Raw genomic sequence first — 12,386 nt, 5'->3', positions numbered from 1 at the left:
AGCTGATCGCCCCGATCGCCATGTCGGAAGGCCTGCGCTTCGCAATTCGCGAAGGCGGTCGTACCGTCGGCGCCGGCGTCGTGGCCAAGATCATCGCCTAATCATTGCGGATTCGATGAAGCGGGCGTCGGCGCTGCCGCCGCCCGTTTCGAAAAGTCTGTTTGCTCTTTGTGATTTACCCGGCACTCGAACGAGGGCTGCCACGCTCTTTGGAGAATTTCCATGCAGAACCAGAAGATCCGCATTCGCCTGAAGGCCTTCGACTATCGCCTGATCGACCAGTCAGCCGCCGAAATCGTTGAGACCGCCAAGCGCACCGGCGCCATCGTCAAGGGCCCGGTGCCCCTGCCGACGCGCATCGAGCGTTTCGACATCCTGCGTTCGCCGCACGTCAACAAGACCTCGCGCGACCAGCTCGAAATCCGCACGCACCAGCGCCTGATGGACATCGTCGATCCGACGGACAAGACTGTTGACGCACTGATGAAGCTGGACCTGCCGGCTGGCGTGGACGTCGAAATCAAGCTGCAGTAAGGCTGACGAGCGACTTTGCTCTTGAAAGCCCCGCCAATGCTAAACCCGGCGGGGCTTTTGTTATGCGATTTAGCAACACTTGTCAAGCGATAAAAGCTCGTCTATAATGGCGGGCTCAAGTGTAGTTTTGAAAAGATGGCCCACGTCCGTGGACCATCCTTTTGTCATTTAGCCCCGGCCAATCGCAGTCGGGAATGGAGAAAATCATGAGCCTTGGCCTTGTCGGTCGCAAGGTTGGCATGACGCGTATTTTCACGGACGACGGCGATTCGATTCCCGTCACCGTGCTCGACGTGTCTAACAACCGTGTGACGCAAATCAAGACGGATGAAACGGACGGCTACACCGCCGTTCAAGTCACTTTCGGCACTCGCCGCGCCACGCGCGTGGTCAAAGCCGCCGCCGGTCACTTCGCGAAAGCGGGTGTCGAAGCCGGTGAAATCCTCAAGGAATTCCGCGTTGACGCTGCCAAAGCTGCTGAACTGCAGCCGGGCGCGGTCGTTGGCGTCGATCTCTTCCAGGTGGGCCAGAAGGTCGACGTGCAGGGCGTGTCGATCGGTAAGGGCTACGCCGGTACCATCAAGCGCTACAACTTCGGTTCGGGCCGCGCTTCGCACGGTAACTCGCGTTCGCACAACGTGCCGGGTTCGATCGGTATGGCGCAGGATCCGGGCCGTGTGTTCCCGGGCAAGCGCATGACGGGTCACCTGGGTGATGTCACCACGACGGTGCAGAATCTCGAAATCGCGCGCATTGACGCTGAGCGTAGCCTCATCTTCGTGAAGGGTGCCGTTCCGGGCGCTAACGAAGGCAAGGTTTTCGTGACCTCGGCAGTCAAGGCCAAACTCGCGAAGGGAGCGTAACAATGGAACTGAAGCTCCTGAATGAGCAAGGTCAGGAAGGCGCTGCTGTCAACGCGTCGGACGTCGTGTTCGGCCGTGACTACAACGAAGCGCTGATCCATCAGGTTGTGGTGGCCTATCAGGCCAACGCCCGCAGCGGCAACCGTGCGCAGAAGGACCGTGAACAGGTCAAGCACACGACGAAGAAGCCGTGGCGTCAGAAGGGTACGGGCCGCGCCCGTGCCGGTATGTCGTCGAGCCCGCTGTGGCGCGGCGGTGGCCGTATCTTCCCGAATTCGCCGGAAGAGAACTTCACCCACAAGGTCAACAAGAAGATGTACCGCGCCGGTGTGTGCTCGATTCTGTCGCAGCTCGCCCGCGAAGGTCGTCTGTCGGTCGTCGAGGACATCAAGCTGGATGCCCCGAAGACCAAACTGCTCGCTGAAAAGATCAAGGCGATGGGCCTTGAGTCGGTGCTGCTGATCACGGATAGCGTGGACGAGAACCTGTTCCTGGCCTCGCGCAATCTGGCTCACGTCGCCGTCACCGAGCCGCGTTTCGCCGACCCGCTGTCGCTCATCTACTTCAAGAAGGTGCTGCTGACGAAGGGCGCGATCGCCAAGATTGAGGAGATGCTGTCATGAGCGACGTGCGTAAAAACGACCATCGTCTGTACCAGGTCCTGCTCGCGCCGGTGATCTCCGAGAAGGCGACGCTGGTGGCCGACAAGAACGAACAAGTGGTGTTCCAAGTTGCACGCGACGCGAACAAGCTGGAAGTGAAAGCGGCTGTCGAGCTTCTCTTCAAGGTGGAAGTCGAGTCGGTGCAAATCCTGAACCGCAAGGGCAAGCAAAAGCGCTTCGGCCGCTTCATGGGTCGTCGCGACCACGAGAAGAAGGCCTACGTGAGCCTGAAGCCGGGTCAGGAAATCAATTTTGAAGCGGAGGCCAAGTAATCATGGCACTCGTCAAAACGAAACCGACGTCGCCGGGCCGCCGTTCGCTGGTCAAGGTCGTCAACAAGGATCTGCACAAGGGCAAGCCGTTCGCCCCGCTGCTCGATACCAAGAGCAAGACCGCCGGCCGTAACAACAACGGTCACATCACCACCCGTCACATGGGTGGCGGTCACAAGCAGCACTACCGTATCGTCGATTTCCGTCGCAACAAGGACGGCATCCCGGCGAAGGTCGAGCGTCTGGAATACGATCCGAACCGCAGCGCGAACATCGCACTGCTGTGCTACGCCGATGGCGAGCGCCGTTACATCCTGGCCCCGAAGGGTCTGACCGTCGGCCAGCAACTGGTCAGCGGCTCGGAAGCCCCGATCAAGGCCGGTAACACGCTGCCGATCCGCAACATTCCGGTCGGTACCACGATTCACGGCATCGAGCTGCAACCGGGCAAGGGCGCGCAAATCGCTCGCGCCGCCGGTACGTCGGCCATGCTGCTGGCTCGCGAAGGCACGTATGCACAAGTGCGTCTGCGTTCGGGTGAAGTTCGTCGCGTGCACATCGAGTGCCGCGCCACCATCGGTGAAGTCGGCAACGAAGAGCACAGCCTGCGCCAACTGGGCAAGGCCGGTGCCAAGCGTTGGCGCGGTATTCGCCCGACCGTTCGCGGTGTGGCGATGAACCCGGTGGATCACCCGCACGGTGGTGGTGAAGGTCGCACGGCTGCCGGTCGTCATCCGGTCAGCCCGTGGGGTCAGCATACCAAGGGTAAGCGTACCCGCTCGACCAAGCGCACCGACAGCATGATCGTTCAGCGTCGCAAGAAGCGTTAATTGGAGCTAGCAAATGACTCGTTCTGTTAAAAAAGGTCCGTTTTGCGACGCTCATCTGCTGAAAAAGGTGGAAGCGGCGGCTGCATCGCGTGACAAGAAGCCGATCAAGACCTGGTCGCGTCGTTCGACCGTCCTGCCCGATTTCATCGGTCTGACGATCGCCGTTCACAACGGCCGTCAGCACGTGCCGGTGTACGTGACGGAAAACATGGTCGGCCACAAGCTGGGTGAGTTCGCACTCACCCGTACCTTCAAGGGCCATGCGGCCGACAAGAAGGCGAAGAAATAAGGGGCCGATCATGGAAGTGAAAGCAATTCATCGCGGTGCCCGCATCTCGGCGCAGAAGACGCGTCTGGTCGCTGACCAGATCCGCGGCCTGCCGCTGGAGCGTGCGCTCAATGTCCTGACCTTCTCGCCGAAGAAGGCCGCGGTCATCATCAAGAAGGTGCTGGAGTCGGCAATCGCCAACGCCGAGCACAACGAAGGTGCTGACATCGACGAACTGCGCGTCAAGGGCATTTACGTCGACAAGGCGACCTCGCTCAAGCGTTTCACCGCGCGCGCCAAGGGCCGCGGTAACCGCATCGAGAAGCAAACCTGTCACATCACTGTGACGCTGGGCAACTAAGGGGTCACGATGGGACAGAAAATTCATCCGACTGGCTTCCGTCTGGCTGTCAGCCGTAACTGGGCTTCGCGTTGGTACGCCAACAACCAGAATTTCGCGCAAATGCTGAAGGAAGACATCGGCGTTCGCGAATATCTGAAGAAGAAGCTGAAGAACGCTTCGGTCGGCCGCGTGGTCATCGAGCGTCCGGCGCGTAATGCTCGCATTACGATTTTCAGCTCGCGTCCGGGTGTCGTGATCGGCAAGAAGGGCGAGGACATCGAAATCCTCAAGGCCGAGCTGCAAAAGCGCATGGGCGTGCCCGTGCACGTGAACATCGAGGAAATCCGCAAGCCGGAAACCGATGCGCAGCTGATCGCCGACTCGATCGCTCAGCAGCTCGAGCGCCGCATCATGTTCCGTCGCGCCATGAAGCGCGCGATGCAAAACGCGATGCGTCTGGGTGCCCAGGGCATCAAGATCATGAGCTCGGGCCGCCTGAACGGCATCGAAATCGCCCGTACCGAGTGGTACCGCGAAGGCCGTGTGCCCCTGCACACGCTGCGCGCCGACATCGACTACGCTACCTCGGAAGCGAAGACGACCTACGGCATCATCGGTATCAAGGTGTGGGTGTACAAGGGTGACACGCTGGGCCGCAACGACGCTCCGGTGGCTGAAGAGCCGGCCGAAGAAAAGCGTCCGCGCCGCAACGCGCGTCCGGGCGACCGTCGCCCCCGTCGTGACGACGCTGGCGACAAGGCCGGCGCCAAGCGCGGTGGTGCACGCCGCCCGGCTGGCAAGCCTGAAGGCGACGCCAAGACTGGAGAATAAACATGCTGCAACCGAAACGCAGAAAGTATCGCAAAGAGCAGAAGGGCCGTAACACTGGCGTCGCCACCCGTGGCAACGAAGTGTCGTTCGGCGAATTCGGCCTGAAGGCGGTCGGTCGTGGTCGCCTGACGGCTCGTCAGATCGAAGCCGCGCGTCGTGCCATGACCCGCCACATCAAGCGCGGCGGCCGTATCTGGATCCGTATCTTCCCGGACAAGCCGATCTCGCAAAAGCCGGCTGAAGTGCGTATGGGTAACGGTAAGGGCAACCCGGAGTACTACGTCGCCGAGATTCAACCGGGCAAGATGCTGTACGAGATGGACGGCGTGACCGAAGAGCTGGCGCGCGAGGCGTTCCGTCTGGCGGCAGCCAAGCTGCCGATCCAGACGACGTTCCTCGTCCGTCGCCTTGGCGCCTGATTGGAGAGAATGAAATGAAAGCATCCGAACTTCGTGCCAAGGATGTCGACGGTCTGAACAAGGAACTGTCGGATCTGCTGAAGGCCCAATTCGGTCTTCGCATGCAAGCGGGCACCCAGCAGCTGAGCAACACCAGCCAGCTGAAGAAGGTGCGCAAGGACATCGCGCGCGTGCGTACCGTGTTGACTGAGAAGGCGAGCCAGAAATGAACGATACCGCTAAGACCTCGCTGAAGCGTACCCTCGTGGGTAAGGTTGTCAGCGACAAGATGGACAAGACGGTTACCGTGCTGGTCGAGCGTCAAATGAAGCACCCGCTCTACGGCAAGTACATCGTGCGTTCGAAGAAGTACCACGCGCACGATGAGACCAACCAGTACAAGGAAGGCGATACGGTCGAGATTCAGGAATCCCGTCCGCTGTCGAAGACCAAGGCCTGGACCGTCTCCCGTCTCGTGGAAGCCGCCCGCATCATCTAAGGCGCGCTGAAGCGAACGTTGACTTGCAAGTCCGGAATTATCATTGTATAATTCCGGACTTTCCGCTTCTTTCGCCAAAACCGGTCTTTGGTTTCGCAAGGGAGTGGATGGCTTCCGAAGCCGATTCGTACCCTCTACGAGTCTGGCCCAGGTGGCAAGGTTGTCCACTTTTGAACGACTCAACCCAAACGGCATCCTTTGATGCTGACGGGGACCAAGACTGACCGACGCGTATGTGTCGGATTAAGTTGGGAAGATAACACCATGATTCAAACTGAAACCCGGCTCGAAGTAGCCGACAACACCGGTGCGCGCGAAGTGATGTGCATCAAGGTGCTGGGCGGCTCCAAGCGTCGCTACGCCGGCATTGGCGACATCATCAAGGTCAGCGTGAAGGATGCTGCCCCGCGTGGTCGCGTCAAGAAGGGCGAAATCTACAACGCAGTGGTCGTGCGCACCGCCAAGGGCGTGCGTCGCCAGGACGGCTCGCTGGTCAAATTCGACGGCAACGCCGCCGTGCTGCTCAACACCAAGCTCGAGCCGATCGGCACCCGTATCTTCGGGCCGGTTACGCGTGAACTGCGTACCGAACGCTTCATGAAGATCGTGTCGCTGGCCCCGGAAGTGCTGTAAGGAGCCGACACATGAACAAGATTCGCAAGGGTGACCAGGTCATCGTGCTGACGGGTAAGGACAAGGCCAAGCGTGGCACGGTTCTGGCCGTCCAAGGCGACAAGGTGGTCGTCGAAGGCGTGAACGTTGCCAAGAAGCACGTCAAGCCGAACCCGATGAAGGGCACGCAAGGTGGCGTGGTCGACAAGACGATGCCGATCCACGTGTCGAACGTGGCGCTGGTGGATGCCAATGGCAAGCCGTCGCGTGTGGGCATCAAGGTCGAAGACGGCAAGAAGGTCCGCTTCCTCAAGACGACCGGTGCGGTCGTCGGTGCCTAAGTCGCAGGGAGTATAGATAATGGCCCGTTTGCAAGAATTCTATAAGGACAAGATTGTCGCCGAGCTGACGAAGCAGTTCGGCTACAAGTCCATCATGGAAGTGCCGCGCATCACCAAGATCACCCTGAACATGGGCCTTGGTCAAGCCGTCGCTGACAAGAAGATCATTGAACACGCCGTTGGCGACCTGACGAAGATCGCCGGCCAGAAGCCGGTCGTGACGAAGGCTCGCAAGGCAATCGCCGGTTTCAAGATCCGCGAAGGTTACCCGATCGGTACGATGGTGACGCTGCGCGGCGAGCGTATGTTCGAATTCCTGGATCGTTTCATCACCGTGGCCCTGCCGCGCGTGCGTGACTTCCGTGGTATCTCGGGCCGTGCGTTCGATGGTCGTGGCAACTACAACATCGGTGTGAAGGAACAGATCATCTTCCCCGAAATCGAGTACGACAAAATCGACGCGCTGCGTGGTCTGAACATCAGCATCACCACGACCGCGAAGACTGACGAAGAAGCCAAGGCTCTTCTGTCGGCGTTCAAATTCCCGTTCCGTAACTGAGGTAATCGTGGCTAAACTGGCACTTATCGAACGCGAAAAGAAGCGCGCCCGTCTGGCGGCGAAGTACGCTGCAAAGCGTGCTGACCTCAAAGCGATCATCGAAGACACCAGCAAGTCGGAAGACGAGCGTTATGAAGCACGTCTGGCGCTGCAACAGCTGCCGCGTAACGCCAACCCGACGCGTCAACGCAATCGTTGCGACCTGACCGGCCGTCCGCGCGGTACCTTCCGCAAATTCGGCCTGGCCCGTAACAAGATCCGTGAAATCGCCTTCCGCGGCGAAATCCCGGGCGTGACCAAAGCAAGCTGGTAATAGGAGAAGCACCATGAGCATGAGCGATCCTATCGCCGATATGCTGACTCGCATCCGCAACGCTCAGATGGTTGAGAAGGCATCGGTGAAGATGCCCTCGTCCAAGCTGAAGGTCTCGATCGCCAAGGTCCTGAAGGACGAAGGCTATATCGAAGACTTCGCGGTTGAAGCAGAAGAAACCAAGCCGGTGCTGAACATCGCACTGAAGTACTACGCTGGCCGTCCCGTGATCGAGCGCCTCGAGCGCGTCTCGCGCCCGGGCCTGCGTGTGTACAAGAGCCGCAACGACATTCCGCAGGTCATGAACGGCCTGGGCGTTGCAATCGTCTCGACCCCGAAGGGCGTGATGACGGATCGCAAGGCGCGCGCCACCGGCGTGGGCGGCGAAGTCATCTGCTACGTGGCCTAACCGAGGAGAGTAGAAATGTCTCGAGTAGGTAAGAGTCCTATTGCGCTGCCGAAGGGCGTTGAAGCAACGCTGGCCGGCAATGTGCTGACGGTCAAGGGCGCCCTGGGTTCGCTGACCCGCGGCATCAACGCGCTCGTGAACGTCAAGATCGAAGACGGCACCATCACCTTCGCACCGGCCGACGAAAGCCGCGAGGCGAACGCGCTGTACGGTACCGAACGTGCACTGGTCAACAACATGGTGACCGGTGTGAGCAAGGGTTTCGAAAAGAAGCTGCAACTCGTTGGCGTGGGTTACCGTGCCAAGGCCGAAGGTAACAACCTGAAGCTCGAGCTGGGTTTCTCGCACGACGTCGTGCATCCCATGCCGGAAGGCGTGAAGGCCGAGACCCCGACGCAGACGGAGATCATCATCAAGGGCGTTGACAAGCAACGCATCGGACAAGTGGCTGCGGAAGTTCGCGGTTACCGTCCGCCCGAGCCCTACAAGGGCAAGGGCGTCCGCTATGCGGACGAGGTGGTGATCCTCAAGGAAACCAAGAAGAAGTAAGGGTGCGAAACATGGACAAGAAACAATCTCGTGTGCGCCGCGCTCGCCAGACCCGTATCAAGCTGGCAGCTCAGAAGGTGCATCGCCTTTCCGTGCATCGCACCAACGTGCACATTTACGCGCAAGTGTTCTCGGAAGACGGCACGCAAGTGCTGGCCAGCGCTTCGACGCTGGAAGCCGAAGTGCGCAAGGAACTGGGCGACAAGGAAGGCAAGGGTGGCAACACCGCCGCTGCTGCGTTGATCGGTCGTCGTATCGCCGAAAAGGCGAAGGCTGCCGGCATCGAAAGCGTGGCTTTCGACCGCTCGGGCTTCCGCTATCACGGTCGCGTCAAGGCTCTGGCCGACGCTGCCCGTGAAGCCGGCCTCAAGTTCTAAGTAAGGATCCGTCATGGCAAAGATGCAAGCGAAAGTTCAGGCTGACGAACGCGACGACGGCCTTCGCGAGAAGATGATCGCGGTCAACCGTGTCACGAAGGTGGTGAAGGGCGGCCGTATTCTCGGTTTTGCCGCGTTGACCGTGGTTGGTGACGGCGATGGCCGCATCGGCATGGGCAAGGGCAAGGCGAAGGAAGTGCCGGTTGCCGTTCAAAAGGCAATGGAACAAGCCCGCCGCAACATGTTCAAGGTGCCCCTGAAGAACGGCACCCTGCAACACAACGTTCTCGGCCAGCATGGCGCCTCGCGCGTGCTGATGTCGCCGGCGAAGGACGGTACCGGCGTGATCGCCGGTGGCCCGATGCGCGCGGTGTTCGAGGTGATGGGCGTGACCAACGTGGTGACGAAGAGCCTCGGCTCGACGAACCCGTACAACCTGGTCCGCGCCACGCTCGACGGCCTGAAGAAACAATCGACTCCTGCTGACATCGCCGCCAAGCGTGGCAAGTCGGTGGAAGAGATCCTCGGCTAAGGGTGATCAATATGTCGCAGCAAACTGTGAAAGTTAAGCTGGTCAAGAGCCTGATCGGCACGCGTGAAGACCATCGCGCGACCGTCAAGGGTCTGGGCCTGCGTCGCCTCAATTCGGTCAGCGAGTTGCAGGATACGCCCGCTGTGCGGGGCATGATCAACAAGGTTTCGTACCTTGTGAAGATCGTCGACTGAGCGAGGGCAACATGGAATTGAATTCGATTAAGCCGGCAGAAGGCGCCAAGCACGCCAAGCGCCGCGTCGGCCGTGGCATCGGTTCGGGTCTGGGTAAAACCGCCGGCCGTGGTCACAAGGGTCAGAAGTCGCGTTCGGGTGGCTTCCACAAGGTGGGCTTCGAGGGCGGTCAAATGCCGCTGCAGCGTCGTCTGCCCAAGCGTGGCTTCAAGTCGCTGACGCGTCGTTTCGTGGGCGAAGTTCGCCTGTCGGACCTGAACAACCTGCCGGTCGACGAGATCGATCTGCTGGTTCTGAAGCAGGCCGGTCTGGTGAGCGAGCTGTCGCTGTCGGCCAAGATCATCGCCTCGGGCGAGATCACCCGCAAGGTCGTTGTGAAGGGTCTGGGCGTCACCAAGGGTGCGCTCACCGCCATTCAAGCGGCTGGCGGTTCGGTCGCCGAGTAAGTTAGGACACCCCGGAGCCATCATTGGCCAAGTCTCCTAATCTCGCTAAGCCTGGTACGCAGGGCCCGAAGTATGCGGATCTGCGCCGGCGGCTGGTTTTCCTGCTGCTGGCGTTGATCGTCTACCGTATTGGTGCGCATATCCCGGTGCCGGGCATCGACCCCGATCAGCTGGCGCAGTTGTTCCAGCGCCAGTCGGGCGGGATCCTGGGCATGTTCAACATGTTCTCGGGCGGTGCGTTGTCGCGTTTCACGGTCTTCGCGCTGGGGATCATGCCGTATATCTCGGCGTCGATCATCATGCAGCTGCTGGCGATGGTCTCGCCGCAGTTGGAAGCGTTGCGCAAGGAAGGCCAGGCCGGACAGCGCACGATCACGCAGTACACCCGGTATTTCACGGTGGTGCTCGCGCTCTTCCAGGCAGCGGCGATCGCGGTGACGTTGGAGAGCGAGCCGGGGCTCGTCGTCGATCCGGGCATGGTGTTCCGCCTGACGACGGTGATCACGCTCGTGACCGGCACGATGTTCCTGATGTGGCTGGGTGAGCAGATCACCGAACGCGGCCTTGGCAACGGTATCTCGATCATCATCTTCGGTGGTATCGCGGCTGGTTTGCCCAATGCCGTGGGCGGCCTGTTCGAGCTCGTCAGCACTGGTTCGATCGGTCCGTTCTCGGCGATCGTGATCTGTGCCCTCGTGGTGCTCGTGACGTTCTTCGTCGTGTTCGTGGAACGGGGTCAGCGCAAGATCCTCGTGAATTACGCCAAACGCCAGGTCGGCAACAAGGTGTACGGCGGTCAGGCTTCGCACCTGCCGCTCAAGCTGAACATGGCAGGCGTGATTCCGCCGATCTTTGCGTCGTCGATCATCCTGTTCCCGGCAACGATCGCGAACTGGTTCGGTGCGGGTGACAATGCGCGCTGGCTTAAGGATATCGCCGCGAAGCTGTCGCCGGGCCAGCCGATCTACGTGATGCTCTACGCACTGGCGATCGTGTTCTTCTGCTTCTTCTACACCGCACTGGTGTTCAACAGCAAGGAGACCGCGGAGAACCTGAAGAAGAGCGGCGCGTTTGTTCCGGGGATCCGTCCGGGCGACCAGACGGCTCGGTACATCGACAAGATCCTGACGCGTTTGACGCTCGCCGGCGCAGCCTACGTCACCCTGGTGTGTTTGCTGCCCGAGTTTCTGGTGTTGCGCTGGAATGTCCCGTTCTACTTCGGTGGAACCTCGCTGCTGATTATCGTGGTGGTGACGATGGACTTCATGGCGCAAGTGCAGTCTTATGTAATGTCGCAACAGTATGAGTCGCTGCTCCGCAAGGCGAATTTCAAGGGCGGCAATAACATGACGCTTCGCTGATCCGGGATCATGTCGAAAGACGACGTTATTCAAATGCAGGGTGAGGTGCTTGAAAACCTCCCCAATGCCACCTTCCGGGTAAAGCTGGAAAATGGCCATGTAGTACTCGGACATATTTCCGGCAAGATGCGGATGCACTACATCCGCATTCTGCCCGGGGATAAGGTGACGGTAGAGTTGACGCCCTACGATCTGTCGCGTGCGCGGATCGTCTTCCGGGCGAAGTGATTAGAGAGAGGGAATTGTCATGAAAGTTTTGGCATCTGTTAAGTGCATCTGCCGCAATTGCAAGTTTGTGAAGCGCAAAGGCGTGCTGCGCGTGATCTGCAGCTCGGATCCGCGCCACAAGCAACGTCAGGGCTAATCGGCCTTTAACGCTATTTAGTTGGGGAATTACGAATGGCTCGTATCGCAGGGGTTAACATCCCGAACCACCAGCACACCGCAATTGGCCTGACGGCCATTTACGGTATCGGTCGCACGCGCGCTCGCCAGATTTGCGAAGCCGCCGGTGTGCCGTTCTCGAAGAAGGTCAAGGACCTCGACGACGCCGATCTCGAAAAGCTGCGTGATCAAGTCGGTCAACTGACGGTGGAAGGGGATCTGCGCCGTGAAGTGACCATGAGCATCAAGCGCCTGATGGATCTGGGCTGCTATCGCGGCATGCGTCACCGCAAGGGCCTGCCGCTCCGCGGTCAGCGCACCCGTACCAACGCGCGTACCCGCAAGGGCCCGCGTAAGGCCGGCGTTTCGCTGAAGAAGTAACCAGAGGATAGGAACTCATGGCTAAGCAACAGAACAACGCCGCTTCGCAGCGCGTTCGCAAGAAGGTCAAGAAGAGCGTTGCCGAAGGCGTCGTGCACGTCCACGCTTCGTTCAACAACACGATCATCACGATCACCGATCGTCAGGGCAATGCGCTGGCATGGGCGACCTCGGGTGGCCAGGGCTTCAAGGGTTCGCGCAAGTCGACCCCGTTCGCCGCTCAGGTCGCTGCCGAGTCGGCTGGCCGCGTGGCGCTGGAACACGGCGTGAAGAACCTGGAAGTTCGCATCAAGGGCCCGGGTCCGGGTCGCGAGTCCGCGGTTCGTGCACTCAATGCGCTGGGCATCAAGATCACGGCCATCTCGGACGTGACGCCGGTCCCGCACAACGGTTGCCGTCCGCCGAAGCGTCGTCGCATCTAAGACGCG

27 protein-coding genes are annotated in these 12,386 nt (G+C 60.1%); all 27 read left to right on the top strand.

Going from position 1 to position 12,386, the window contains the following annotated elements:
* On the top strand, positions 1-101 hold a 101-nt coding region (locus tag CDN36_RS13445; protein ID WP_502920362.1), incomplete at its 5' end, for an EF-Tu C-terminal domain-related protein.
* A gap of 121 nt (positions 102-222) precedes the next feature.
* Positions 223-534: a 30S ribosomal protein S10 gene (gene rpsJ / locus CDN36_RS13440; protein ID WP_010804138.1), complete on the top strand. Its 312-nt coding sequence runs from the start codon at positions 223-225 to the stop codon at positions 532-534.
* Between the two features lie 206 nt (positions 535-740).
* Complete coding sequence (gene rplC / locus CDN36_RS13435) at positions 741-1,397, top strand: 50S ribosomal protein L3 (protein ID WP_150556173.1); 657 nt, start codon at positions 741-743, stop codon at positions 1,395-1,397.
* A 2-nt stretch (positions 1,398-1,399) separates the two neighbouring features.
* A complete protein-coding gene (gene rplD, locus CDN36_RS13430; RefSeq protein WP_010804136.1) occupies positions 1,400-2,020 on the top strand; it encodes a 50S ribosomal protein L4 in 621 nt (206 codons plus the stop codon).
* On the top strand, positions 2,017-2,331 hold the full coding sequence (gene rplW, locus CDN36_RS13425; RefSeq protein WP_039406361.1) for a 50S ribosomal protein L23: 315 nt from the start codon (positions 2,017-2,019) through the stop codon (positions 2,329-2,331). The genes rplD and rplW overlap by 4 nt, the downstream gene beginning before the upstream one ends.
* A 2-nt stretch (positions 2,332-2,333) precedes the next feature.
* Positions 2,334-3,161: a 50S ribosomal protein L2 gene (gene rplB, locus CDN36_RS13420; RefSeq protein WP_150556020.1), complete on the top strand. Its 828-nt coding sequence runs from the start codon at positions 2,334-2,336 to the stop codon at positions 3,159-3,161.
* A gap of 13 nt (positions 3,162-3,174) precedes the next feature.
* Complete coding sequence (rpsS, locus tag CDN36_RS13415) at positions 3,175-3,450, top strand: 30S ribosomal protein S19 (RefSeq protein WP_010804133.1); 276 nt, start codon at positions 3,175-3,177, stop codon at positions 3,448-3,450.
* A gap of 10 nt (positions 3,451-3,460) precedes the next feature.
* Positions 3,461-3,790, top strand: coding sequence for a 50S ribosomal protein L22 (gene rplV, locus CDN36_RS13410; RefSeq protein ID WP_023593826.1), 330 nt, complete (start codon positions 3,461-3,463; stop codon positions 3,788-3,790).
* A 9-nt stretch (positions 3,791-3,799) separates the two neighbouring features.
* The gene (rpsC, locus tag CDN36_RS13405) at positions 3,800-4,603 is read left to right on the top strand and encodes a 30S ribosomal protein S3 (RefSeq protein WP_039406359.1); all 804 of its coding nucleotides are present in this window, start codon (positions 3,800-3,802) and stop codon (positions 4,601-4,603) included.
* Positions 4,604-4,605: 2 nt separating this feature from the next.
* The gene (rplP, locus tag CDN36_RS13400; RefSeq protein WP_039406357.1) at positions 4,606-5,022 is read left to right on the top strand and encodes a 50S ribosomal protein L16; all 417 of its coding nucleotides are present in this window, start codon (positions 4,606-4,608) and stop codon (positions 5,020-5,022) included.
* A 14-nt stretch (positions 5,023-5,036) separates the two neighbouring features.
* A complete protein-coding gene (rpmC, locus tag CDN36_RS13395; protein WP_010804129.1) occupies positions 5,037-5,231 on the top strand; it encodes a 50S ribosomal protein L29 in 195 nt (64 codons plus the stop codon).
* Entirely contained in the window at positions 5,228-5,500 is a 273-nt protein-coding gene (gene rpsQ, locus CDN36_RS13390; protein ID WP_010804128.1) for a 30S ribosomal protein S17, read from the top strand. The genes rpmC and rpsQ overlap by 4 nt, the downstream gene beginning before the upstream one ends.
* A 264-nt stretch (positions 5,501-5,764) precedes the next feature.
* Complete coding sequence (gene rplN, locus CDN36_RS13385) at positions 5,765-6,133, top strand: 50S ribosomal protein L14 (RefSeq protein ID WP_010804127.1); 369 nt, start codon at positions 5,765-5,767, stop codon at positions 6,131-6,133.
* A gap of 11 nt (positions 6,134-6,144) precedes the next feature.
* Positions 6,145-6,453 (top strand): 50S ribosomal protein L24, encoded by a 309-nt coding sequence (gene rplX, locus CDN36_RS13380; RefSeq protein WP_150556021.1) that lies wholly within the window; start codon positions 6,145-6,147, stop codon positions 6,451-6,453.
* A gap of 19 nt (positions 6,454-6,472) precedes the next feature.
* On the top strand, positions 6,473-7,012 hold the full coding sequence (rplE, locus tag CDN36_RS13375) for a 50S ribosomal protein L5 (RefSeq protein WP_039406351.1): 540 nt from the start codon (positions 6,473-6,475) through the stop codon (positions 7,010-7,012).
* A gap of 7 nt (positions 7,013-7,019) precedes the next feature.
* Positions 7,020-7,325, top strand: a complete 306-nt coding sequence (rpsN, locus tag CDN36_RS13370; protein ID WP_039406348.1) for a 30S ribosomal protein S14 — start codon at positions 7,020-7,022, stop codon at positions 7,323-7,325.
* 13 nt (positions 7,326-7,338) lie between these two features.
* Positions 7,339-7,734: a 30S ribosomal protein S8 gene (rpsH, locus tag CDN36_RS13365; RefSeq protein WP_010804123.1), complete on the top strand. Its 396-nt coding sequence runs from the start codon at positions 7,339-7,341 to the stop codon at positions 7,732-7,734.
* Positions 7,735-7,749: 15 nt separating this feature from the next.
* Positions 7,750-8,283 (top strand): 50S ribosomal protein L6, encoded by a 534-nt coding sequence (gene rplF / locus CDN36_RS13360; RefSeq protein ID WP_150556022.1) that lies wholly within the window; start codon positions 7,750-7,752, stop codon positions 8,281-8,283.
* An 11-nt stretch (positions 8,284-8,294) separates the two neighbouring features.
* Positions 8,295-8,660 carry a 50S ribosomal protein L18 gene (gene rplR / locus CDN36_RS13355; RefSeq protein ID WP_150556023.1) on the top strand — a complete coding sequence of 122 codons (366 nt, stop codon included), beginning with the start codon at positions 8,295-8,297 and terminating at the stop codon, positions 8,658-8,660.
* Positions 8,661-8,673: 13 nt separating this feature from the next.
* On the top strand, positions 8,674-9,192 hold the full coding sequence (gene rpsE / locus CDN36_RS13350) for a 30S ribosomal protein S5 (protein ID WP_010804120.1): 519 nt from the start codon (positions 8,674-8,676) through the stop codon (positions 9,190-9,192).
* 11 nt (positions 9,193-9,203) lie between these two features.
* Entirely contained in the window at positions 9,204-9,386 is a 183-nt protein-coding gene (rpmD, locus tag CDN36_RS13345; RefSeq protein WP_023593832.1) for a 50S ribosomal protein L30, read from the top strand.
* A gap of 11 nt (positions 9,387-9,397) precedes the next feature.
* Complete coding sequence (rplO, locus tag CDN36_RS13340; protein ID WP_023593833.1) at positions 9,398-9,832, top strand: 50S ribosomal protein L15; 435 nt, start codon at positions 9,398-9,400, stop codon at positions 9,830-9,832.
* A 23-nt stretch (positions 9,833-9,855) separates the two neighbouring features.
* Complete coding sequence (gene secY / locus CDN36_RS13335) at positions 9,856-11,193, top strand: preprotein translocase subunit SecY (protein WP_287496968.1); 1,338 nt, start codon at positions 9,856-9,858, stop codon at positions 11,191-11,193.
* A gap of 9 nt (positions 11,194-11,202) precedes the next feature.
* Positions 11,203-11,421: a translation initiation factor IF-1 gene (gene infA / locus CDN36_RS13330; protein WP_010804116.1), complete on the top strand. Its 219-nt coding sequence runs from the start codon at positions 11,203-11,205 to the stop codon at positions 11,419-11,421.
* Positions 11,422-11,440: 19 nt separating this feature from the next.
* A complete protein-coding gene (rpmJ, locus tag CDN36_RS13325) occupies positions 11,441-11,557 on the top strand; it encodes a 50S ribosomal protein L36 (RefSeq protein ID WP_010804115.1) in 117 nt (38 codons plus the stop codon).
* 35 nt (positions 11,558-11,592) lie between these two features.
* The gene (gene rpsM, locus CDN36_RS13320) at positions 11,593-11,958 is read left to right on the top strand and encodes a 30S ribosomal protein S13 (protein ID WP_150556026.1); all 366 of its coding nucleotides are present in this window, start codon (positions 11,593-11,595) and stop codon (positions 11,956-11,958) included.
* 17 nt (positions 11,959-11,975) lie between these two features.
* Positions 11,976-12,380: a 30S ribosomal protein S11 gene (gene rpsK, locus CDN36_RS13315; RefSeq protein WP_150556027.1), complete on the top strand. Its 405-nt coding sequence runs from the start codon at positions 11,976-11,978 to the stop codon at positions 12,378-12,380.
* The last annotated feature ends 6 nt before the right edge of the window (positions 12,381-12,386 follow it).

It is taken from the genome of Pandoraea sp. CB10b_02 (assembly GCF_002216225.1).
In the GTDB taxonomy this organism is placed as follows: Bacteria; Pseudomonadota; Gammaproteobacteria; order Burkholderiales; family Burkholderiaceae; genus Pandoraea; species Pandoraea nosoerga.
Note: the sequence above shows the minus strand (reverse complement) of the source record. Positions and strands in the feature narration are given on the sequence as shown.

Excerpts from the sequence above, each read along its gene's own strand:
- rpsJ (WP_010804138.1), top strand. The coding sequence starts at position 223 with ATGCAGAACCAGAAGATCCGCATTCGCCTGAAGGCCTTCGACTATCGC.
- rplC (WP_150556173.1), top strand. The coding sequence starts at position 741 with ATGAGCCTTGGCCTTGTCGGTCGCAAGGTTGGCATGACGCGTATTTTC.
- rplD (WP_010804136.1), top strand. The coding sequence starts at position 1,400 with ATGGAACTGAAGCTCCTGAATGAGCAAGGTCAGGAAGGCGCTGCTGTC.
- rplW (WP_039406361.1), top strand. The coding sequence starts at position 2,017 with ATGAGCGACGTGCGTAAAAACGACCATCGTCTGTACCAGGTCCTGCTC.
- rplB (WP_150556020.1), top strand. The coding sequence starts at position 2,334 with ATGGCACTCGTCAAAACGAAACCGACGTCGCCGGGCCGCCGTTCGCTG.
- rpsS (WP_010804133.1), top strand. The coding sequence starts at position 3,175 with ATGACTCGTTCTGTTAAAAAAGGTCCGTTTTGCGACGCTCATCTGCTG.
- rplV (WP_023593826.1), top strand. The coding sequence starts at position 3,461 with ATGGAAGTGAAAGCAATTCATCGCGGTGCCCGCATCTCGGCGCAGAAG.
- rpsC (WP_039406359.1), top strand. The coding sequence starts at position 3,800 with ATGGGACAGAAAATTCATCCGACTGGCTTCCGTCTGGCTGTCAGCCGT.
- rplP (WP_039406357.1), top strand. The coding sequence starts at position 4,606 with ATGCTGCAACCGAAACGCAGAAAGTATCGCAAAGAGCAGAAGGGCCGT.
- rpmC (WP_010804129.1), top strand. The coding sequence starts at position 5,037 with ATGAAAGCATCCGAACTTCGTGCCAAGGATGTCGACGGTCTGAACAAG.
- rpsQ (WP_010804128.1), top strand. The coding sequence starts at position 5,228 with ATGAACGATACCGCTAAGACCTCGCTGAAGCGTACCCTCGTGGGTAAG.
- rplN (WP_010804127.1), top strand. The coding sequence starts at position 5,765 with ATGATTCAAACTGAAACCCGGCTCGAAGTAGCCGACAACACCGGTGCG.
- rplX (WP_150556021.1), top strand. The coding sequence starts at position 6,145 with ATGAACAAGATTCGCAAGGGTGACCAGGTCATCGTGCTGACGGGTAAG.
- rplE (WP_039406351.1), top strand. The coding sequence starts at position 6,473 with ATGGCCCGTTTGCAAGAATTCTATAAGGACAAGATTGTCGCCGAGCTG.
- rpsH (WP_010804123.1), top strand. The coding sequence starts at position 7,339 with ATGAGCATGAGCGATCCTATCGCCGATATGCTGACTCGCATCCGCAAC.
- rplF (WP_150556022.1), top strand. The coding sequence starts at position 7,750 with ATGTCTCGAGTAGGTAAGAGTCCTATTGCGCTGCCGAAGGGCGTTGAA.
- rplR (WP_150556023.1), top strand. The coding sequence starts at position 8,295 with ATGGACAAGAAACAATCTCGTGTGCGCCGCGCTCGCCAGACCCGTATC.
- rpsE (WP_010804120.1), top strand. The coding sequence starts at position 8,674 with ATGGCAAAGATGCAAGCGAAAGTTCAGGCTGACGAACGCGACGACGGC.
- rpmD (WP_023593832.1), top strand. The coding sequence starts at position 9,204 with ATGTCGCAGCAAACTGTGAAAGTTAAGCTGGTCAAGAGCCTGATCGGC.
- rplO (WP_023593833.1), top strand. The coding sequence starts at position 9,398 with ATGGAATTGAATTCGATTAAGCCGGCAGAAGGCGCCAAGCACGCCAAG.
- infA (WP_010804116.1), top strand. The coding sequence starts at position 11,203 with ATGTCGAAAGACGACGTTATTCAAATGCAGGGTGAGGTGCTTGAAAAC.
- rpmJ (WP_010804115.1), top strand. The coding sequence starts at position 11,441 with ATGAAAGTTTTGGCATCTGTTAAGTGCATCTGCCGCAATTGCAAGTTT.
- rpsM (WP_150556026.1), top strand. The coding sequence starts at position 11,593 with ATGGCTCGTATCGCAGGGGTTAACATCCCGAACCACCAGCACACCGCA.
- rpsK (WP_150556027.1), top strand. The coding sequence starts at position 11,976 with ATGGCTAAGCAACAGAACAACGCCGCTTCGCAGCGCGTTCGCAAGAAG.